The sequence below is a fragment of the uncultured Thiohalocapsa sp. genome (assembly GCF_913062725.1).
Lineage (GTDB): Bacteria > Pseudomonadota > Gammaproteobacteria > Chromatiales > Chromatiaceae > Thiohalocapsa.
In genome coordinates, this window is the sequence record NZ_CAJXWY010000012.1 from 58,863 (window position 1) to 79,848 (window position 20,986).

The 20,986-nt window shown below is 67.8% G+C and carries 17 protein-coding genes; 10 read left to right on the forward strand and 7 right to left on the reverse strand.

All coding sequences use genetic code 11. From position 1 onward, the window contains the following. Positions 1–305: 305 nt before the first annotated feature. Both QZ588_RS05025 and ppk1 read right to left on the reverse strand, forming a co-directional pair. Complete coding sequence (locus tag QZ588_RS05025; RefSeq protein ID WP_295540513.1) at positions 306–2,039, reverse strand: amidase; 1,734 nt, start codon at positions 2,037–2,039, stop codon at positions 306–308. A gap of 57 nt (positions 2,040–2,096) precedes the next feature. Further along, entirely contained in the window at positions 2,097–4,319 is a 2,223-nt protein-coding gene (ppk1, locus tag QZ588_RS05030; RefSeq protein WP_295540515.1) for a polyphosphate kinase 1, read from the reverse strand. A 156-nt stretch (positions 4,320–4,475) separates the two neighbouring features. Between ppk1 and cmoA the strand changes: the two genes are divergently transcribed. Both cmoA and cmoB read left to right on the forward strand, forming a co-directional pair. Further along, positions 4,476–5,207, forward strand: coding sequence for a carboxy-S-adenosyl-L-methionine synthase CmoA (gene cmoA / locus QZ588_RS05035; protein WP_295540516.1), 732 nt, complete (start codon positions 4,476–4,478; stop codon positions 5,205–5,207). Between the two features lie 94 nt (positions 5,208–5,301). Next, positions 5,302–6,303, forward strand: coding sequence for a tRNA 5-methoxyuridine(34)/uridine 5-oxyacetic acid(34) synthase CmoB (gene cmoB, locus QZ588_RS05040; RefSeq protein WP_295540518.1), 1,002 nt, complete (start codon positions 5,302–5,304; stop codon positions 6,301–6,303). Between the two features lie 53 nt (positions 6,304–6,356). Here the strand turns inward: cmoB and QZ588_RS05045 are convergent, their stop codons facing one another. Together QZ588_RS05045 and QZ588_RS05050 are read right to left on the reverse strand one after the other, a co-directional pair. Continuing rightward, complete coding sequence (locus QZ588_RS05045) at positions 6,357–9,419, reverse strand: efflux RND transporter permease subunit (RefSeq protein WP_295540521.1); 3,063 nt, start codon at positions 9,417–9,419, stop codon at positions 6,357–6,359. Continuing rightward, the gene (locus QZ588_RS05050) at positions 9,416–10,636 is read right to left on the reverse strand and encodes an efflux RND transporter periplasmic adaptor subunit (protein WP_295540523.1); all 1,221 of its coding nucleotides are present in this window, start codon (positions 10,634–10,636) and stop codon (positions 9,416–9,418) included. The genes QZ588_RS05045 and QZ588_RS05050 overlap by 4 nt, the downstream gene beginning before the upstream one ends. Positions 10,637–10,982: 346 nt before the next feature. Between QZ588_RS05050 and QZ588_RS05055 the strand changes: the two genes are divergently transcribed. After that, on the forward strand, positions 10,983–12,125 hold the full coding sequence (locus QZ588_RS05055) for a toxic anion resistance protein (protein WP_295540524.1): 1,143 nt from the start codon (positions 10,983–10,985) through the stop codon (positions 12,123–12,125). A gap of 11 nt (positions 12,126–12,136) precedes the next feature. Here QZ588_RS05055 and QZ588_RS05060 read toward each other — a convergent pair whose 3' ends face one another. Beyond that, the gene (locus tag QZ588_RS05060; protein WP_295540526.1) at positions 12,137–13,027 is read right to left on the reverse strand and encodes a carbon-nitrogen hydrolase; all 891 of its coding nucleotides are present in this window, start codon (positions 13,025–13,027) and stop codon (positions 12,137–12,139) included. 61 nt (positions 13,028–13,088) lie between these two features. Here QZ588_RS05060 and QZ588_RS05065 point away from each other — a divergent pair, with 61 nt between their 5' ends. Beyond that, positions 13,089–13,397, forward strand: coding sequence for a hypothetical protein (locus QZ588_RS05065; protein WP_295540527.1), 309 nt, complete (start codon positions 13,089–13,091; stop codon positions 13,395–13,397). Here the strand turns inward: QZ588_RS05065 and QZ588_RS05070 are convergent. Next, entirely contained in the window at positions 13,372–14,196 is an 825-nt protein-coding gene (locus tag QZ588_RS05070; RefSeq protein ID WP_295540528.1) for an undecaprenyl-diphosphate phosphatase, read from the reverse strand. The two genes, QZ588_RS05065 and QZ588_RS05070, sit on opposite strands and share 26 nt — an antisense overlap. 395 nt (positions 14,197–14,591) lie before the next feature. Here QZ588_RS05070 and QZ588_RS05075 point away from each other — a divergent pair, with 395 nt between their 5' ends. From QZ588_RS05075 to QZ588_RS05095, 5 genes are all read left to right on the forward strand, one after another. Beyond that, positions 14,592–14,801 (forward strand): hypothetical protein, encoded by a 210-nt coding sequence (locus tag QZ588_RS05075; protein ID WP_295540529.1) that lies wholly within the window; start codon positions 14,592–14,594, stop codon positions 14,799–14,801. A gap of 236 nt (positions 14,802–15,037) precedes the next feature. Further along, positions 15,038–17,359: a Tex family protein gene (locus QZ588_RS05080; RefSeq protein WP_295540531.1), complete on the forward strand. Its 2,322-nt coding sequence runs from the start codon at positions 15,038–15,040 to the stop codon at positions 17,357–17,359. Next, a complete protein-coding gene (locus tag QZ588_RS05085) occupies positions 17,359–17,739 on the forward strand; it encodes an SET domain-containing protein-lysine N-methyltransferase (RefSeq protein WP_295540533.1) in 381 nt (126 codons plus the stop codon). Before QZ588_RS05080 ends, QZ588_RS05085 begins: the two co-directional genes overlap by 1 nt. A 123-nt stretch (positions 17,740–17,862) precedes the next feature. Continuing rightward, a complete protein-coding gene (locus QZ588_RS05090; RefSeq protein WP_295540535.1) occupies positions 17,863–18,306 on the forward strand; it encodes a peptidylprolyl isomerase in 444 nt (147 codons plus the stop codon). 85 nt (positions 18,307–18,391) lie between these two features. Continuing rightward, complete coding sequence (locus QZ588_RS05095; RefSeq protein ID WP_295540536.1) at positions 18,392–19,369, forward strand: RibD family protein; 978 nt, start codon at positions 18,392–18,394, stop codon at positions 19,367–19,369. Between the two features lie 51 nt (positions 19,370–19,420). Here QZ588_RS05095 and QZ588_RS05100 read toward each other — a convergent pair whose 3' ends face one another. Further along, positions 19,421–19,957 carry an EF-hand domain-containing protein gene (locus QZ588_RS05100; RefSeq protein WP_295540537.1) on the reverse strand — a complete coding sequence of 179 codons (537 nt, stop codon included), beginning with the start codon at positions 19,955–19,957 and terminating at the stop codon, positions 19,421–19,423. Between the two features lie 343 nt (positions 19,958–20,300). Here QZ588_RS05100 and QZ588_RS05105 point away from each other — a divergent pair. Further along, positions 20,301–20,986, forward strand: a 686-nt coding sequence (locus QZ588_RS05105) for a glutamate--tRNA ligase family protein (RefSeq protein WP_295540538.1), incomplete at its 3' end; no start/stop codon positions are given.

The window sequence follows — 20,986 nt, forward strand, 5'->3', positions numbered from 1 at the left end:
TGTTTGCCTCGATGTGGAACGCTGAGTGGTCACCCGCAACAGTGGTCGAGTTGGGGCGACCCGGAAAACTACCGGTCACACCTGCGGGCGCTGCGCGCGCAGTGATATCACGGAACCCCCCCCGAGAAACACTGAGTGGCACTAGGTCTTTACCGCGTCAGCACCCCTTGCAGGCGCTCCTGGAGACTCAGGTTCACACGATAGTCTTCCATCAAGTCAGGAAACAACGCCCGCCCACTGATTCCATCGGACTTTGGCGGGCGCGCCTGTGTCGACACCGTCGCGCATGAGAGCGGGCAAGGGCGCTAGGGCTGCCGTGCTGGCAGGCCTGCGGCTGCGCTCGTCGCCGCGGTGGCGGCCTGCGCGCGTGTTTGCGGCACGGGCCCGAAGCCCGGCGGTGGCCGGCGGTGGCGCGTCTGCTGCTCATAGGCGTAGGCGTACTGCAACAGCTTGCCCTCGTCGAAGGGCCGCGCCACCAGTTGCAAGCCCAGCGGCAGACCCGAGGCGGTGTGGCCCATGGGCACGGTGATCGCCGGCTGACCGGTGTGGGGCGCGATGACCGGGCTGTTGTTGCCGTGGGGACTGTCATCGTCGCCGACGCGGCGCGGCGGGTTGCTCCAGGTCGGATAGACGAGGGCGTCCACCCCCGCCTGATCCATTGCGCTCACGACCGCTTCGAGCAGCGCCTTGCGCCGTGGGTCGCCGGCGACATCGACGCAGGGTGGCTCCTGATCGGCGGGATCGCCGCGCTGCGCCATGGCCCATTGCACCGCGCCGTCATGCCGCGGCAGGAACAGGCCGGCGGCGACGATGGCATCCAGCGAGCGCCAGGGTGCCTGGGGTCCCAGGGTTGCCAGATAGCGGTCCACATCGTAACGGAAGCGGCTGCAGAAGCCCGTGGCCGCGGTGAGGGCGGCGAAACGGGGGATCACGAACGGGTCCACCAGGGTGGCACCGGCGCGCTCGAGGTCCGCCAACGCACGCTCGAAGACGGCGGTCACTTCGACGTCCGCGGTATCCGTGTCCACCAGCACACGCAGCACGCCCAAACGGACATCCGCCAATCCGTCCGGACGCAAAAAGCTGGTGTAATCATCCGCCACCCGGCCGCGGGCGCTTGCGGTGAGCGGGTCCGCGGGGTCGGCGCCGGCCAGCACCGAAAAGACCATGGCCGTGTCGCGCACGCTGCGCAGCATGGGGCCACCGACGTCGCGGTTGCTCAGCAACGGCACGATGCCATCGCGGCTGGTGGCCCCCAGGGTGGCGCGCAGACCCACGAGACCCGTACGCGACGCCGGGCCGCGAATGGAGTTGCCGGTGTCCGTGCCCATGCCAATGATGCCGAGATTGGCGGCGATGGCGGCGGCGGTGCCACCGCTGGACCCCGCCGGCACATGCGCGAGATCGTAGGGGTTGCGCGTTTCGCCATGGGTTGAGCTGATGGTGCGGTAGGGGCTGAAGGCCCACTCGCCCATATTGCTCTTGGCGAGCACGATGGCACCGGCGGCCCGCAGCTGGCGCACCATGAAGGCATCGTCCGGTGGCAGTGAGCCCGCCAGTGCCGCCGAGCCGGCGGCGGTGGGCATGTCCGCGGTGTCGAAGTTGTCCTTCAGGATTACCGGGATGCAGTGCAGGCTGCGCAGACGCCGACGGCTGGCCTGCTCGGCGTCCAGCGCCCGGGCCCGCGCCAGGGCGTTGGGATTGACGGCGATGATGGCATTGAGCGCGTCCGCCGCGGAGGCCGGTATCGGGAGCCGGCCGGCGGCTCGTTGTCCTTGCATCTGCGGTGGCTGGGCGGGCATCAGCGCTGCCGGCGATGGCGCTCCAACGGCGTCGGGCTCAGGCGGCGGATCGAAGGCCTGGATACGGGCCAGATAGCCCCGCGTCAGCGCCTCACAGCTGAGACGGCCGTCCAGCAACGCCGCATGTGCCCCGGCGATGGTGAGCTCGACCAAGCTCGGCGGCCCGGGGGGCGGCGACGACCGCCCACAGCCGGCCAGTGGCGACAGCGCCAGCGTGAGCGCGAGGGCCGCAATCACGGGCGCGGTCGTCCTATCTCGCCACATTGTCCCTCCGAGTCGGAGACGTCCGAGCGGTCATCCCTTCTCCGCCAGCCGATGCTCGAAATGGCTCAGCAGCCGCGAGCGCAGGGTCTTCTCCTTGTGCTTGGCGGCCGCGGCGAGCCGCTTCTCGGCGACGCCGATGAGCGTCTGCTGGGCGCCCTTGGCTTTGTCGTCCTCCGGCACCCGCTGGGTATAGGTGCCGTCCGGATGCATGTCCCAGGCGGAGCGCTGGTCGGCGAGCTGCACGTCCAGAATCAGGCGCAGCTCCTGGCGCAGTTCCGGGTTATCGACCGGGGCGTGCACCTCCACACGGCTCTCGAGGTTGCGTCCCATCATGTCCGCAGAGCCGATGTAGTATTCCTCGTCGCCACCGTTGTGGAAGTAGAGGATGCGCGCATGCTCCAGAAAACGGCCGACGATGCTGATGACCTGGGTGTTCTCGCTGATGCCGGGCAGCCCCGGGCGGAAGCGGCAGGTGTCGCGGACGATGAGATCCAGCTTCACGCCGGCGCGGCTCGCCTTGTACAGCGCGCGCACGATGTCGGCGTCCTCCAGGGCGTTCATCTTCATCTGGATGTGGCCATCGCCCTGCGCTTCGTGCAGGCTGATCTCGCGCTCGATCTTGCCGAGGATGCTGCGCTTGAGGGTGTAGGGCGCCGCGAGGATCTTGCGGTAGCTCGGCGGCGGCGAGTAGCCGGTGAGGTAATTGAACAGCTCCGTCAGATCGGCGCCGATATCCTCGTCGCAGCCGAGCATGCCGAGGTCGGTGTAGAGCTTGGCGGTGCCGCCGTGGTAATTGCCGGTGCCCACGTGGTAGTAGCGGCGCAGCTGGGCATAGTCCCGGCGCACCACGAAGATGAGCTTGCTGTGGGTCTTGAGGCCCATGACGCCGTAGGTGACGTGGATGCCCTCGGCTTCCAGCCGCCGAGCCCAGCCGATGTTGGCGGCCTCGTCGAAGCGGGCCTTCAATTCCACCAGCACCGCCACCTGCTTACCGTGCTGCGCCGCTTCGATGAGCGACTCCAGAATGGCGCCACCGGAGGTGCGGTACAGCGTCATTTTGATGGCCAGGACCTTCGGGTCCTTGGCCGCCGTGCTCAGGAACCGCTCCACGGTGGTGGAGAACGACTGGTAGGGATGCTGCAGCAGCAGCGGCCCGGTCTCGCGGATGATGTGGAAAATATTGCGGCGGTCGTTGCCGAGCACCGGGTGATCGCCGGGGCGGTGAGGCTTGTCGCGCAGCGCCGGGATGTCGAGGGAGGCGAGCTCGAAGAGATCCCGCTTGGCCATCATGCCGGGCACCTCGTAGACATCTTCGTCTTCGTTCAGGCCGAGCTCGGCGGCGAGCATGCCGCGGTGGGTCTTATCCATGCCCGCCTGCACCTCCAGCCGCACGATGGGCGCGAAATGGCGCTCGCGCAGCTCGGTCTCGATGAGCTCGAGCAGGTCGTTGGCGGCCTCCTCGGTGGGCTCGACGATGGCGTTGCGGGTGACGCGGAAGAGCTCGCAGCTGTCGATCTCCATGCCCGGGAAGAGCATGTCGAGGTTGTTGACGATCAAGTCCTCCAGCGTGACGAAGGTATTGCTGCCGGCGACCCGGATCAGCCGTTTGCTGATGTCCTTGCTCACGGGCACCTTGACGCGGGCCATGTAGACCTCGGTGCCGCCGGGGTAGCGCAGGGTCACCAGCAGATTGAGCGCCAGATTGGAGATGAAGGGAAAGGGATGCGCCGGGTCCATGGCCAGCGGCGTGATCATCGGGAAGATGTCCGTGCGATACTGCTCGCGCAGGCGCTCGCGCGCATCCTTGGGCAAGGCATCGATGGTGGCGAGCCGGATGTCGTGCGCTGCGAGCGCCGTCAGCAGCTCCTGAAAAATGCGCTCCTGCTCCGCCTGCATCTCGGCGAGCACGACGCGGCACTCCTGCACCTGCTGACCCGGCGAGCGCCCATCCACGGTGGGCGTGTGCACCCCGGCGGCGATTTGTTGCTTGAGGCCGCCGATGCGCTTCATGAAGAATTCGTCAAGATTGTTGTTGACGATGGCCAGGAACTTGACCCGCTCCAGCAGCGGATTGCGCGGGTCATCAGCCTCGTGCTGAACGCGCTGGTTGAAGGCGAGCCAGGTGAGCTCTCGGTTCAGGTAGAGCGTCGGGTCATCGAGGTCCGGCAGTTGCGGTGATGCCTGCGTCTCCGTATCCACGGCGGCGATATCGGTATCCTCATCGAGCAGGGCATTCGGGTTGGTGTCGTTCATGGCGCTGGGGACTCCGGCGGAGCTGCGGTTCACGTTGACAACTCGCTATCGTACCAATGCCCGATCGCTCGCGTATGATGTGTTTGCGGTTCAACGCCTGTACCTGGCGCCGACGCAGCCCTCACTCACACCGCGCTCCACGCGGGTCATGTCTGTATGAGTCCTGCCGCCGAGCCCACTGACGACCTCTTCGCCGCCGCCGCACCGCCGACGGACTTTGTGTTCGACACCCAGGTGGCGCGCGTCTTTCCGGACATGCTGCGCCGCTCGGTGCCCGGCTGGCCCGAGCTGCTGCGGCTGCTGGGGCTGTTGGCCGCGCGGGTCGCGGTGCCTGGGCAACCCATCTACGACCTCGGCTGCTCCCTCGGCGCGACCTCGGCGAGCCTGCTGGCGCGGCTGCCACAGGCCCGCATCGTCGCCGTGGACAACGCGCCCGCCATGCTGGACGCCCTGCGGACACGGCTCGCCGAGCCGGTGGCCGCCGGCCGGGTCCAGCCCGTCTGCGCAGACATCCGGGATGTGCCAGTCACGGCTGCGGGGCTCATCGTGCTCAACCTGACGCTGCAGTTCGTGCCGCCGCCGGCGCGGCTGGATCTGTTGCGCCGCCTGCGCGGCGCGCTGGTGCCGGGCGGGGCTCTGATCCTGGTGGAGAAGGTCATCTTTCCAGACGCGACCACCGACGCTCTGCTGGATGGCCTGCACCAGGACTTCAAGCGCGCCCAGGGTTACAGCGCACTGGAAATCGCCCGCAAGCGCGCGGCGCTGGAGGCGGTGCTGATACCGGAGGATGTGGAAACGCAGGAGCGGCGGCTGCATCGGGCCGGCTTCATGCGCGTCGAGCGCTGGTTCCAGTGCTTCAACTTCGTCGGCTGGGTGGCGCGGGACTAATGGCATTCCGTTGTGCGCGGGCTGGGGAGGCCGTGAATAGGCCGCCGGGTATACTCCAGGGATATCACCGCAACGGGGGTACGACATGGGGCGAGTGGTGAATGAGGGGGAGGCGGCCGAGCGCTTCGAGCCTTTCCTCAGCCGGCTCGCGCGCACGCCAGCCGCCGCCTGGGCGGTGTCACTGCGGCAGCTGACCGCCGCACGTCTGTGCCCGGAGTGTCACGGCGACCTGCCGGCCTGGCGCGCTGCCCTGGCGTCGTTGCCGGCCATGGACCCGGAGGTCATCCGGCTCGACGCGCCTTGTGTGGCCGTAGAGCCGAAGCAGGCCATGGACGCCGCAACCCGCCGTGCGCTGCATGCCGGTCTCGCTGGGCTCCACCCCTGGCGCAAAGGGCCGTTTTGTCTGCACGGCATCACCATCGATGCCGAGTGGCGCTCGGATTGGAAATGGCGGCGGGTCGAGGACGCCATTGGAGCGCTGGATGGCCGCCTGGTGCTCGACGTCGGCTGCGGTAATGGCTATTACGGCTACCGGGCGCTGGGCGCGGGGGCCGCTGTGGTGCTCGGCATCGATCCGACGCTGCGCTTCGTGCTGCAGTTTCTGGCGGTGAACCAATACCTGCGGGAAGAACGGCTTGCGGTGGTGCCGGCAGCGGACACTGATCTACCGCTGGCGGCGGCAGCCGGCCCCTTTGACACCGTGCTCTCCATGGGTGTGCTCTATCACCGCCGCGACGCCGCCGCCCACCTGGCTCAGCTGTATCGCGCGCTGCGACCGGGCGGCGAGCTGGTGCTGGAGACGCTGGTGCTCGCGGACGATCCAAAGCGCGTCCTGACACTATCTGGGCGTTACGCGCGCATGCGCAACGTCCATGCGATTCCGGGCACCGACCGGCTCATCGATTGGGTTGCCGCCGCGGGCTTCCGCGGCATCGAGGTGGTCGACATCAGCCGCACCACGCCGTGTGAGCAGCGCAGCACCGCCTGGATGCGTTTCGAGTCACTGGCGCACTGCCTGGACCCGACTGACCCGCGGCGAACCGTCGAAGGCCACCCGGCGCCGACCCGTGCGATATTGGTCGCAGCGCGGCCGTGAGCCGATGGTGGGGACGCGGTCTCGCCCGATGGTGCCGCAGGCAAATGTCAACGTCAGGCCCGCGCCGCAGCCGCCGCTTCCAGCTCGCGCTGGGTCTGGCGGGAGGCCACCAGTAAGTACATGCCGGGCACGATGAACAGGGTGAACAGCGTGCCGATGCCGAGGCCGGTGGTGATCACCAGGCCGATGTCGAAACGGCTGACGGCGCCGGGCCCGCTGGCGGTGAGCAGCGGGATCATGGCCACCAGCATGGACACCGTGGTCATCAGGATGGGCCGCAGCCGGATCATGGCCGCCTTGACCACGGCGTCGCGCTTGTCCAGCCCTTCGCGCTCGCGCAGTTGGTTGGCGAACTCGACGATGAGGATGCCGTTCTTGGCGATGAGGCCGATGAGGGTGATCAGGCCCACCTGGGTGTAGATGTTCACCGTCGCGAATCCTAAGAACAGGAACGCCATGGCGCCGGCGATGCTGAGGGGCACGGACATCAGAATGACGAACGGGTCGCGCCAGCTCTCGAACTGGGCCGCCAGAACCAGGTAAATGACCAGGATGGACAGGAAGAAGGTGATCTCCAGCGCCGCGCCCTCCTGGCGGAACTGGCGCGACTCGCCCTTGTAGTCGAAGCGCACGTTGCGCGGCGCCACCTCGCGGGCGGTGGTCTCGAGATAGTCCAGGGCCTCACCGAGGGAGGTGAGCATGACGCCGGAGAGGGTGACGGCGTTCAGCTGCTGGAACTGCACGCGCTTGGATGGCACCACTTCTTCGCGCACGCTCACCAGGGTCGACAGCGGCACCAGCTCGCCCGAGGCGGTGGCGATCTGGTAATCCTGGATCTTCTGCAGGTCGTTGCGGTCGGCATTGCGCACCTGCGGGATGACCTGGTAGCTGCGTCCTCCCAAGCTGAACCAGTTGACATAGTCCTGGTTCAGCATGGACGCCAGCGACTGGCCGAGTGCGCGCATGCTGATGCCCAGATCGCCGGCGAGATCCCGGTCCACTTCGATGACGGTGCGCGGGCGGGTGAGCTCGATGTCTTTGCTCAAGAACATGAACTTGCCGCTTGCCATGGCGCGGCCGACGATCGCATCGGCATAACCCGCGAGCTCATCCACCGGCAGGTCGGAGATGAGCACGAATTCCACCGGAATGCCCTGTCCGGGGGAGGGCAGGCTCGGGCGCGGGAAGGCGACGGTGTCGAAGCCTGCGATGCCGCCCACCATGCCCTGGAGCTGCGGCTGGATCTCCATCTGGGAGCGTTCGCGCGCCGAGGGCTGCGACATCTTGAAGCCGCCGAAGGTGCTGGCGGTGTCGCCCATGAAGCCCGCGATGATGAAGCTCTCCTGGTATTCCGGCACCTGCTCGAAGGTGCGCTGGAGCTGCTCCACATAGCGCTTGTTGTAGTCCACGGTGGCGGTCTGCGGCGCCGTGGACATGAAAAAGAGAATGCTCTGGTCTTCGGTGGGTGCCAGCTCCTTCTGCGAGAAGCTGTACATGGCGCCGATGCTGGCGACGACGACGATGGCCACCAGCACCGTGCTGCTGGGGTATTTGATCCACCAGCGCAGGGCGCGGGCGTAGCCATGGGCCAGTGCGTCGAAGAAATGCTCGACGCGCTGCTCGAAGCGGGCCTGGTTGCCCGTCGGCCGCAGGACGCGCGCGGAGATCATGGGCGAGAGCGTCAGCGCCACGACGCCGGAGATGAGCACCGCCGCCGCCAGCGTGAAGGCGAACTCCACGAACAACGAGCCCACCAGCCCGCCCATGAAGCCGATGGGCGCGTAGACCGCCACCAGGGTGGTGGTCATGGCGATGATGGGCAGTGCCAGCTCGCGCGCGGCATCCATGGCGGCCTGCATGCGGGGCTTGCCCATCTCGATGTGGCGGTGGACGTTCTCCACCACGACGATGGCATCGTCGACGACAAGACCAATGGCGAGCACCAGCGCCAGCAACGTGAGCAGATTGATGGAAAAGCCCATCAGCAGCATCAGAAAGGCGGCGCCGACGATGGCGAGCGGCACGGTCACCGAGGGCACGATGGCCGCGCGCATCGACCCCAGCGACAGGAAGATCACGAACAGGACGATGACCACCGCTTCAGCGAGGGTCTTGAAGACCTCGTTGATGGACTCCTCGATGAACTCGCTGGCGTCGTAGGGGACGTGCGCATTCAGCCCCTCGGGGAACTGAGCCTCCAGCGCCGGCATGGCCGCGTGCACGCGCTCGGCGACATCCAGGGGATTGGCTCCGGGCGTCGGCTCGATGCCGATGAAGATGGCCGGGATGCCTTTGTAGAGGGTCGCCGAGTCGTAGTTCTGTGCGCCCAGCTCGACTTCGGCGATGTCGCGCAGTCGCACCAGCGCCCCCTCGTCGGCGCGGATCACCAGATTGCGGAAGTCCTGCACGTCGCTGACGTCGGTATTGGTGGCCAGATCCACCTGCACCATGTCGCCGCGCAGGTTGCCGACGCCTGCGAGGTAGTTGTTCGCCGCCAGCACGTCGGCGACGGTGTCGCCGGTGACGCCCAGCGCCGCCATCCGGTCCGGGTCCAGCCAGACGCGCATGGCGTAGGTCTGGTTGCCGAAGATCTCGGCCTTGGCCACGCCTTCGAGCGCTTGCAGCTGCGGCTGCACCACCCGCAGCAGATAGTCGGTGATCTGCGGCAGACCCAGTTGCTCACTGTAGAACGCGAGGTACATCAGCGCCGTCGCGTCGCCGGTGGTGGAGGTGATCACCGGATTCTGCGCCGCCTGCGGCAGCACATTGAGCTTGCTTGCGACCTTGGCCTGGATCTCGGCGATGGCGGCGTTCGGATCATAGTTGAGGCGCAGCGTCGCCTCGATGGTGGACATGCCCTGGGTGCTGGTGGAGGTCAGATAGTCGATGCCGTCCGCCTCGGCGACGGCCTGTTGCAGCGGCGTCGTGATGAAGCCCTGCACCAGGTCGCTGCCGGCGCCTGGGTAGGCGGTGGCGATGGTCACCACAGTGTTTTGGGTCTCCGGGTATTGGCGCACCTCCAGCCCCAGGAAGGACCGCAGCCCCAGGATGAAGATCAGCAGGCTGACGACGCTCGCCAGCACCGGCCGGCGGATGAAGAGATCGGTCAAGCTCATGAGCCGTCGCCGCTGGCCATGGTGCCGTCCTCGGCGGCTTGGGAGACCGGTTGCGAGCCGGCCCGGGCCTGCTCCAGCTCGCCCGGTGCCATGCCGGCATCCTGCACGATCTGCACCTCGGCGCCGTTGCGCAGCTTCTGGTGGCCCGCCAGCACGACGCGCTCGCCATCGGCGAGACCCTCGGTGACCTCCACAAGGTCGCCGCGCACCGCACCTGTGGTGATCTGCTTGCGGGTGACCACGAGCTTGGGGTCCGCCGCCTGCGCGGGTGCCGCGTCAGTGCCGCCGGCGTCTTCCGCCGCCGCCGGCTGCTCCTGGATCACGAACACCGAGTCACCGTAGGTATTGAAGGCGACGGCCCGCCGCGGCAGCACCAGCACCTGCTCGCGCACCGGCAACAGCGTCGCCACTTTGGTGAACATGCCGGGGCGCAGCCGGTCCTCGGGGTTCGGCAACTGCGCGCGCACCTGCACATTACGGGTGCCCTGATCCACGCTGGGACTGATGGCCTGAATGCGGCCGGTGAACACCGCGCCCGGATAGGCGGCTACCCGCACTTCCACGGGCTGGTCCGCGCGGAGCTTGGCCAGGTGGCGCTCCGGCAGCTTGTAGTCCACGAATACCGGGTCGAGCGCCTCCAGCGCGACGATGGCAGACCCTTCCGGCAGGTATTGGCCCATATCGATCTGGCGGATGCCGAGCACGCCGTCGAAGGGTGCGCGGATGGTCTTCTTGGCGATGAGCGCCTGTTTTGCAGTCACCGCCGCCCGGGCGCGGGAGAGCTCGGCGTTGATCTCGTCGTAGTCGTCCTGGGAGACGGCCCGGTCGCGCAGCAGGTTGGTGTTGCGTTCCAGCTGAAGCTGCGCCAGCTGCAGCGATGCCTCAAGGCCCTCCAGGTCCGCTTCGTCCACGGTGGTGTCCAGCTGCACCAGCGGCTGCCGCGCGCGGACACGATCGCCGGACTCGAAGCGAATGGCCTGCACCTGGCCCGGCACCTCGTTGTTGACCATCACCCCCTGCACCGCCCGCACGCTGCCCACCGCATCGAGCTGCGGCTGCCAGCGCTGGCGCTCCACCCGCACCGCGGACACCGACGCCGGCGGCATGGGGGCGGAGAACTGGGCGATCTGGGCGGTGACCTGCTCGTACTTCATGTAGGCCAGGGCGCCGACGAGTGCGGCGAGGATCAGCAGGACCGTGAACAGTCGCAGGAACATAAAGCAGCTTCGGAGGTTGCGTGATGCGGGGGCGGTGACGGCTGCCCGCGGGAGGCCGGCGGCAGTACGGTCAAACGCGTGTTTGTTTTATCAGGGGCTGCAGTATAGCGGGCATAGTCGTGGGCCGTACCGATTTCGCGTCAGCATACGGACGACAACCCGGCCGTTCGATCGTGTGCGACCGACGGTGCAATGCCACACCACTCGGTACGCCGGGGTCGCCACCCGCCCGGACGGCGACGATGTCGTGCGCGCGAGGGCCACCCGCACATCCTCACCGGCGCCGGAGCCATTGTGGGAAAATCCGCGACTAATGCTTAAACAGAGACTGTGGAGTGGAGCGACCATGCGCGAGCCGTCTACGGACACGAGCGCGCCGGCGGAGACCCTGGCCGCCGCGCTGACCAATGATATCGTCCCTTTGGATGCGGCCCCGCCGGCGGAGCAGCAACAGATCAAAGCGCTGCTGGCGGAGCTGGACCTCACGGACTCCAGCGCCATCATGCACTTCGGCGCCAAGGCGCAGCAGCAGCTCACAGAGGTCTCAGACCAGATGCTGGAGGGCGTGCGCAGTAAGGACACCGGCGCCGCCGGCGCCACACTGAGCCAGATGGTGGGGACGTTGCGCGGCTTCGACGTCGACGCGCTGGACCCCAACGCCAAAAAGGGCTTCTTCGCGCGTATCTTCGGCGCCGGCAAGCCCATCCTGAAGTTCCTGCAGGAGTACGAGGCGGTGCGCGATCATATCGAGCGCATCACCATCGACCTGGAACGACACAAGACGCGGCTCTTGACGGACGTCACCAGTCTGGACCGGCTCTACGATGCCAATCTGAGCTACTTCCGGGAGCTCGAGCATTACATCGCCGCCGGCGATGCCAAGCTCCGGGAGCTGGACGAAGCGACCATCCCGCAGCTGGCCGCCGCGGTGGAGCAGTCCGCCGACATGGTGCAGACGCAGCATCTGCGTGATCTCCGCGGGGCGCGCGACGACTTGGAGCGCCGCGTGCACGACCTGCGTCTGACCCGCCAGGTGGCCATGCAGGCGCTGCCGAGCATTCGGCTGGTGCAGGAAAACGACAAGGGACTCATCAACAAGATCAATTCCACGCTGGTGAACACCGTGCCCTTGTGGCGCCAGCAGTTGGCGCAGGCCATCACCATCTACCGCTCCGGGCGTGCCGCCGAGACGGTCAGGGCCGCCACCGACCTCACCAATGAGCTGCTGCGCGCCAACGCGGAGAACCTGAAAAGCGCCAACGCCGAGGCACGCAAGCAGATCGAGCGCGGCGTGTTCGACATCGAAACGGTGAAGCAGGCCAACCAGGCGCTCATCGAGACCATTGAGGAGAGCCTGCGGATCGCCGACGAGGGTAAGCGTGCGCGCGCGGCGGCGACGGCGGAGCTGACGCAGATGGAGGCGGACCTGCGCCAGTCGCTGGCGGCGGCCAGCGCGGCCGGCGGCGGGACGCCGCAGCGGCGACGGTAGCCTGCAAGGGCTCAGTCCCGCCAGCGCTTGAGGAGATCGCCGTAGGCGTCGATGCGGCGGTCGCGGAAAAAGGGCCACAGGCGCCGCACGGCTTCGCCACGCCCGAGGTCGATGTCCACGACCAGACACTCCGGCGCCGTCTCCGAGGCACTGGCGAGGATCTCCCCCTGGGGGCCGCAGGCGAAGGAGCTCCCCCAGAACAGGATGCCGTCGCCGCTGTCCGCGGCAGCCGGCGCCGGCTCGAAGCCGACGCGGTTGCAGGCCAGCAGTGGCAGGCCATTGGCGATCGCATGCCCGCGCTGCACGGTGCGCCAGGCGTCGAGCTGGCGGCGGCGTTCATCCTCGGGGTCCGTCGGGTCCCAGCCGATGGCCGTGGGGTAGAGCAGCAGCTCGGCGCCCGCCATGGCCATGAGCCGGGCCGCCTCGGGGAACCACTGATCCCAGCACACCAGCACGCCGAGTCGGCCGACGGCGGTGTCCACGGGCACGAACCCGAGATCGCCGGGGGTAAAGTAGAACTTCTCGTAGTAGCCGGGATCATCGGGGATATGCATTTTCCGATAGACGCCGGCGAGACTGCCGTCCGCGTCCAGCACCACGGCGGTGTTGTGGTAAACGCCGGCGGCGCGCCGCTCGAAGAGCGAGCCGACGATCACCACCCCCAGCGCAGCCGCCACATCGCGCAAGGCAGCGGTGCTGGGACCCGGGACGGGCTCGGCGGCGTCGAACACCTCCGTGCGCTCGCGTTGGCAGAAGTAGGCACCGTTGTGCAGCTCCTGCAACAGCACGAGCTGGCTGCCGGTGGCGGCGGCGGCGCGTATGGCCTGGATGCAGGCGTCGAGATCGGCGCAACGCTCGGCTTGTGCGACGCGCTGGATGAGAGCGGCTTTGACGGTGCGCATGATGCTTTGAGGGGGGGGCTCGGTGGGCTGTCGAAGCGCCTGCTGCGGATGGCCTGCCATAGTGCCGCCGTCGGCCGGTGGTGGCCAGTCCCAGAAGGTCATCAATCTTTTCGGTCAGCCGAACCGCGAGAAATACGGCATCAAGGCCATCAACCGCATCGTCAATGCCCTGAAGAAGGCCGGCCATCAGGCCATCTCGCTGGAAGGCGACAAGGACCTCATCGACAACCTGGAGGCGTTCATGCCGCGCGCGCCGAAGGGCGAGCGCCCGGGCATGGGGTTGCAGCGGTGTTCGCCGACGGCAACAGCACGACCTGCGCAGCCACCGCGAGTCCCGCCTCGGCCTACATCAGCACCAACCAAAGAATGACGGCGCCCAGCAGCAGGCGATAGAGCACGAAGGGCAGCATGCTGACGCGCTCGATGAAGGCCAGGAACAGATACACGGTGGTATAGGCCACCACGAAGGACAGACCGGCGCCGATGGCCAGCGCCCACCAGTCCACCGCCGTGGGGGCCGCCAGCAGGTCCTTGGTGGCGACGGCGCCGGCGAGCAAAATGGTGGGGATGGCGAGCAGAAACGAGAAGCGCGAGGCCGCATGCCGGGTCAGCCCCAGGAACAGGCCCGCCGTCATGGTGATGCCCGAGCGAGACGTGCCGGGGATGATGGCGATGGCCTGAAACAGGCCGATGAACAGCGCCGCCACCCAGTTGATGGCGTACTCGTCCAGGCGTCGGCGCCCGCGCCAGTCGGCATACCACAGCAGCAGGCCGAAGCCGATGGTGGTGGAGGCGATGACCAGGGCGATCAGCCTGTCATCGGTGCGCAGCGCCTCGAGCACGTGCTTGAGCGGCAGCCCCAGCACCAAGATCGGCAGCGTGGCGATGACCACCATCCAGCCAAGGCGGGCATCCTTGCTGCGCTGCGCCGGATCGTTGGCACCGCCGGTGGCACCGAGCATGGCCAGGGCCATGGTGAAGAGATCGCGGCGGAAATACAGCACCACGGCGGCGAGGGTGCCGAGGTGCACGGCCACATCGAAGGAGAGATCCTGGAGCTCGTAGCCGAAGAGCAGCGGCGTCAGGACCAAATGGCCGGAGCTGGAGATGGGCAGGAATTCGGTGAGTCCCTGCACGAAAGCGAGGAGCGCAATCTGGATGCTGTCCATGGAAGGCTGGTGTGGCTGTGACGGGGCAAGCGATTGGTGTGGCCGGATGCCCTGCGCCTTGCCGCTGGCGGGCAAGGGTGCATCCGCCCCCGGCGCCGGCGACCGCCGCAGGGACGGTGTGAATCGTCGACGGCCGCAGGCGGCTGGACATGGCTCCGACGCGAGGTGAAGGATAGCGCGAAAACCACGACGGGACTGCGGCGACGGACTGCGGGTGTGGCTGTGCCGGGTGCGACGGGTGCCGGCTGGAATGAGCGGGCTGCCTGGGCAGGCCAGCGTCGATGGAGAACACTCACCACCGCCGGCGCGCACTAAACTCGGCTTGCTCATCACGCAGACCGTGGTGTATCAGTGTTCGCTGATCCATCAGCCAGCGGCGCAGCGGGAGGAGAGCCTTGACGGCACAGCAACAACCCCTGTTAGAGGTGCGCGTCGAGACCATCTGCGAGCGCGGCTGCCGCCAGGTGTGGGACGCCATCGACGCACTGGAGCAGGGGCGCGAGCTGCCGGAGACCGCCGACCTGAGCCGCAGCGAACGCGCCTGGGTGCTGGCTGAGCTGAAGACCGTGATGGCCGTCTATGGCGCGCGCTGCCGACTGGATTAGACCCAGCGTCGGCCGCCGGTGAGCCCGCGCCCACCGCGTTTTGACATTCCCGGCGTTGCCAAAGGCCGGCGCTGGCCCGCGCTGACGATCCGGCGTCGGCCTGTGCGTGACGTGCCCGGCGTCGCCGGGCCCTTCATCCATGTCGGCGGTGAGCGTGATGTGCGCCACCGCGAGGATGGCCAAGTCGTCGGGCTTTGCCTAGAATGACCGCGGTTAGTAAAAATGCTTTCAAAGACATGCTAGAGATCGTTGAGGTCATCTCTGAGGAGCTTGCGGCCCGGCCCTCACAGGTGCGGGCGGCCATCGAGCTGCTCGATGGCGGCGCCACGGTGCCGTTCATCGCACGCTATCGCAAGGAGGCCACCGGCGGCCTCGACGACACGCAACTGCGCCTGCTGGAGCAGCGCCTCGGTTACCTGCGCGAGCTGGAAGATCGGCGCCGGGTCATCCTCAAGAGCCTCGAGGAACAGGGCAAGCTCAGCGAGGAGCTGCGCACCGCCGTGCTCGCCGCCGACGGCAAGCAGCGCCTCGAGGATCTTTATCTGCCCTTTCGTCCCAAGCGTCGCACCAAGGCGCAGATCGCCCGCGAGGCGGGGCTGGAGCCGCTGGCGGACGCACTGCTGGCAAAGCCTGAGCGGGTGCCTGAGACGCAGGCGGCGAACTTCGTGCGCGCGGAGCGGGGCGTCGCCGATGCGGCGTCGGCCTTGGAGGGGGCCCGGCAGATTCTGATGGAGCGCGCCGCGGAAGCACCGGAGCTGGTGGGTGCTCTGCGCGAGGCGCTGTGGCAGCGCGGCATCCTCAAGGCGCGCGTGCTGCCGGGGCAGGAGACCGCCGGCGCCAAGTTCTCGGACTACTTCGAGCACGACGAGCCCATCCGCCGCATCCCCTCCCACCGTGCGCTGGCCCTGTTTCGGGGCCGCAATCAGGGCGTGCTGAGCCTGGAGCTCACCGCCGGCGACGAGCCCGACGCCGACGCCCCGCTGCGGGCCCGTGTCGCCGCGTATCTGGGCATCGCCGACCGCGGCCGCCCGGGCGACGCCTGGCTCGCGGAAACCGCCCGCAAGGCCTGGCGCATCAAGCTGCTCACGCGGCTCGATCTGGATCTCAAGGGCCGCCTGCTGGAAGCGGCGGAGGCCGAGGCCATTCGTGTCTTCGCCACCAATCTGCGCGCACTGCTGATGGCGGCCCCCGCCGGTCGGGTGCCCACCATGGGACTCGACCCGGGGCTGCGCACGGGCGTCAAGGTGGCCGTGGTGGACGGCACCGGTCGCGTGACGGCTACCGCCAGCGTGTTTCCGCACGCTCCCCGCAACCAATGGGACGCCGCCGTCGCCACCCTGGCCGAGCTGTGCCGCGCGCATGGTGTCAAGCTGATCAGCATCGGCAACGGGACGGCATCCCGTGAGACCGACCGGCTGGTGCGCGAGCTCGCCAAGCGTCACCCCGAGCTCGGGCTCACCGGCGTAATGGTGAGCGAGGCGGGGGCCTCGGTGTACTCGGCATCCGAATACGCCTCGCACGAGCTGCCCCAGCTGGATGTGTCGCTGCGCGGCGCGGTGTCCATCGCCCGTCGCCTGCAGGACCCGCTGGCGGAGCTGGTGAAGATCGACCCCAAGTCCATCGGCGTCGGCCAGTACCAGCACGACGTCAACCAGACGGGCCTCGCCCGCTCGTTGAACGGGGTGGTGGAAGATTGCGTCAACGCCGTGGGTGTGGATCTGAACACCGCCTCTGCGCCGCTGCTGGCGCGGGTGTCGGGTATTTCCGGGACCCTGGCCGAAAACCTGGTGCGCCACCGTGACGAGCACGGCCCGTTCCGCAGTCGGGCCGAGCTGCTCAAGGTGCCGCGCCTGGGCGCGAAGGCCTTTCAGCAGTGCGCGGGCTTCCTGCGGATTCCCGGCGGCGACGAGCCGCTGGACGCCTCCGCCGTGCATCCGGAAGCCTATGCCGTGGTGCGACGCATCGTTGCGCACACCGGCAGGCCGGTGGCGGCCCTCATCGGTGACCGTCAGACGTTACAGGGGCTCAGCGCGGAAACCTTCGCCGATGCCGTATTCGGTGCTCCCACCGTGCGCGATATCCTGGTGGAATTGGAAAAGCCGGGGCGGGACCCGCGCCCGGGCTTCGCCACCGCCGCGCTGAAGGAGGGCGTCGAGCAACCGGAGGACCTGACACCCGGCATGGTGCTCGAGGGCACCGTGACCAATGTCACCAATTTCGGCGCCTTCGTGGACATTGGCGTGCACCAGGACGGACTCGTGCACATCTCCCAGCTGGCGGATCGTTTCGTCGAGGATCCGCATCGGGTCGTGCGCTCCGGGCAAGTGGTGAAGGTGAAAGTGCTGGCGGTGGATTTGCAGCGCCGGCGTATCGGACTGAGCATGCGCCTGGATGCACCCGTCGACGAGGCGCCCGCGCAACACCGTCCCAAGGCGGCGGGCCAGAAGGCGGCGCCGGGCTCCCGCCGGCCTCGCTCCGGCGCCGCTGATCGCCAGCGTGCGGAGCAGGCGCCACAGAGCGCGCTGGCAGCCGCGTTCGAGACCGCGCGCCGGCGCTGATGGAGGAGGGCGCCGCTGCCAGCGACGGCACGCGTCGGTGCAACGCTGCCGCCGGTCGGCTGCGCGGGCGGGTGCGCCGCGGCCCATCGGCCATTCACGGCCAGGGGTGTTTCGCACGGGTGCATTTCGCCGCCGGCGATTACATCGGCACCTACGGCGGCCCCGCCGCGCGCCGCAACGGCACCTATGTGCTCTGGGTGAGTGCCGACGGCGAGCACTGGCAGGGGCGCAGCGGCCGTAACCTCTTGCGGTGGCTGAACCACAGCGCCGAGCCCAACGCCGCGTTCGATGGCTTCGACCTGTACGCGCTCGCCGCCATCGCGCCGGGCGAGGAGATCACCTTCGATTACACCAACGGCGAAGGCGGCGGCGGCGAGTGAAGCATCCGCGCCATTTCTCGGGATTCGCGGGTTTGCGCCGGCCCAAGGCCCTGTTCTAAGGTGTGGGTCAACTGGCCGTCGGCGCGGCGGCCGTTTTTTCGCTGCAACCGGAGGACGCTTCCCATGTCCGCAGACCCGCAAAAATCCGCCGCCGTCGGTGACACCGTCAAGGTGCATTACACCGGCCGACTCGTCGATGGCACCGAATTCGACTCCTCCCGCGGCGCCGAACCGCTGGAGATCACCCTGGGGCAGGGCGAGACCATCCCCGGCTTCGAGAACGCCGTCGTCGGGATGACCCTCGGCGAGCAGAAATCCGTCACCATCCCCTGCGATTCGGCCTATGGCGAGCGCAGCGAGGCCATGACCCAGGCGGTGCCGCGCTCGGTCATGCCCGACGACATCGAGCTCACCATCGGCATGGTCCTGAACGCCCGCAGCCCGGACGGGCAGACCGTCAGCTTCACCGTCGCCGACTTCGACGAGGAAAACGTCACCGTCGACGGCAACCATCCCCTCGCCGGACACGATTTAGTGTTTGACCTGGAATTGGTGGCAGTGGCCTGACGCCGCCCGCGCTGTGGCTGCCGCCGGCGCTGTGGATCGGGCTTAGCTAGGCACCCGCCGCCATCGCCGGCACGCACAGCGCCATATGATTTCCCAGACGCCACAAGCGCCGGCTCCGGAACTGATCGACGCCGCTTGGGCGGCGCTGCTCGCCGCCGCCGGGCGCCGCCATCCGCGCTCCACCACCGCTGCGGCGTCGTTCGCCGAGATCTCCGGCTGGCTGCGTCGGGACGACGAGGCCGGCTGGCAGTTACGGCCGAATCTGCCGGAAGCGTTGCGTGATCTGTTGCATCTGTACCTGCCCCTGTGCAACGACCACGCCGACGGCTGGGTGGTGGGGCACCTGGGCCAAAGCCTGGACGGCTGCATCGCCACCCACCACGGCGAGTCCCGCTACGTCACCGGCCCCGACAACATCCTGCATCTGCACCGGATGCGCGCGCTCTGTGACGCGGTGCTCGTGGGCGCCGGCACCGTCGCCAACGACGACCCGCAGCTCACCACGCGCCTGGTGCCTGGGCCGAGCCCGGTGCGTGTCGTGCTCGACCCAAGGGGCCGGCTCGGGGCTGACCATCGCTTGTTCCGGGACAAGGCCGCGCCGACGCTGTGCTGCACCGCCGAGCGTGAGCGGGTGGCGGCGGCACCAGGTGATGCGGTGTTGCTGGCACTGCCGGCGGATGGCGACGGGCTGCGCCTGGATGCCCTGGTGGCCGCACTGGCGCGGCGGGGACTGAGGCGGCTGTTCGTCGAAGGGGGCGGGGTGACCGTATCCAGGTTTCTGGCGGCCGGGCTACTGTCGCGTCTCCAGGTGGCCGTGGCGCCCTTGATCATCGGTCAGGGTCGCCCTGGACTTGGTCTGCCGCGTACGGATCGGCTTGCGGAGGCACTGCGACCGGCGCCGCGCGTGTTCAGAATGGGTGCAGATATGCTCTATGACTTGGCCGTCGCACCGGAAGCTGGGGGACCGCGTCCGGAGCATGCGCATCGGGGGACGCAAGGCGAGGGGAAGCAGGTAGCGAGCATGACCCCGACGGCTACCGGAGTACCATTACAGGTGCTCTGAGCCCTGCCCCAAGGGACGCAACGGCCTCCCTGCCGCGCATCGCCCGGCGCGTTACTGGGCAGGTGCCTGTTGCTGCATCTGCTGCTGCATCTGCCGCATCCGCGCCTGCATCTCGGTCTGCATCTGCTCGAAGTAGGCGGCGGCCTCGGCCGCATCGGCGATGCCGTCGCCGTTAGTGTCCATGGCTGCGAAGGAATCCTCGGTAGGCTGCTCAAACTCTTCGAGGCTCACCTGACCATCGCCGTCCGTATCCAGATTTTTGACGAAGGTCTGACCCGGGTCGGGCATGCCCCGTTCCTTCATGGCTTCCATCATCTCCGGCGGCACCTGCTTGGCGAAGGCGGCGCTGGCCTCCTCGGTGGTGATGAAGCCATCACCATCGGCGTCGTTCTCCTGGAATTGTTCCTTTTGCGGCGCGGTTGCCTCGTCTAAGGAAATACCGCCGCTCTTGTCCGTGTCCAGCTTGTCCATGAAGGCTGCGGCGGCGGCTTCCGCGCCGCCGCCCTGGCCCTGCTCCTGAGCGAAGGCGCCCGTGGCCGCAAATCCGCTGCACAGCGCAAGCACGGCGAGTGGAATGGCTCTCTGCATGAGTTCGATCTCCTGTGGGTGAATGGATGGGCGGTTGCGCGTACCGGGCCAACAACTGCTTCCCGCCGACGATGCCTGCACAGCAGCCCTGGGGCCAACCACGTGACAGGGTAGTGATCGTAACCGCCGCTGGCAAATGTCCGGATTGTAATTCTGCGCAGATGCCAGTAAGTGGTGCATCGACGCCGCGGGCTGTCACGGCGCCTCGGCCCCCATCGCCCGGCGACGATCATGTCCGCACCCTTCTATGCCGGCCTGCAAGCAAGTATGCTGCGATGTCCATCGCGGCGGTTGCGCGGTGCCGGCGGCGGCATCCAGGCACCCACCGCGGCCTGCAGTACCGATGATGCCGATGAGCGACACACCCCGTACCAACTTCATACGCCAGATCATCGACGCAGACTTGGCCAGCGGCAAGCACCAACAGGTGCATACGCGTTTCCCGCCGGAGCCCAATGGCTATCTGCATATCGGCCACGCCAAGTCCATCGTGCTGAACTTCGGCGTCGCCGCGGACTACGGCGGCCTGTGCAACCTGCGCTTCGACGACACCAACCCGCACAAGGAGAACGTCGAGTTCGTCGAATCCATCAAGGCCGATGTGCGCTGGCTCGGCTACGATTGGCACGAACGCGTCTATTTCGCATCCGACTACTTTGAACGCCTCTATGGCTTTGCGGTGGAGCTGATCGGGAAGGGCCTGGCCTACGTCTGCGATCTCTCCGCCGAAGAGACCCGCGCCCGCCGCGGAACCCTGACCGAGCCGGGTCAGGACAGCCCCTATCGTAATCGATCGGTGGCGGAGAACCTCGATTTGTTTCGGCGCATGCGCGCCGGCGAGTTCCCGGACGGGGCGCGCACGCTGCGCGCCAAGATCGACATGGCCGCGCCCAACATCAATCTGCGCGACCCGGTGCTCTACCGCATCCGCCACGGCGTGATCCACCACCAAACCGGCAGCGAGTGGTGCCTGTATCCGACCTACGACTACACGCATCCCATCTCGGATGCGCTGGAGGGCATCACCCA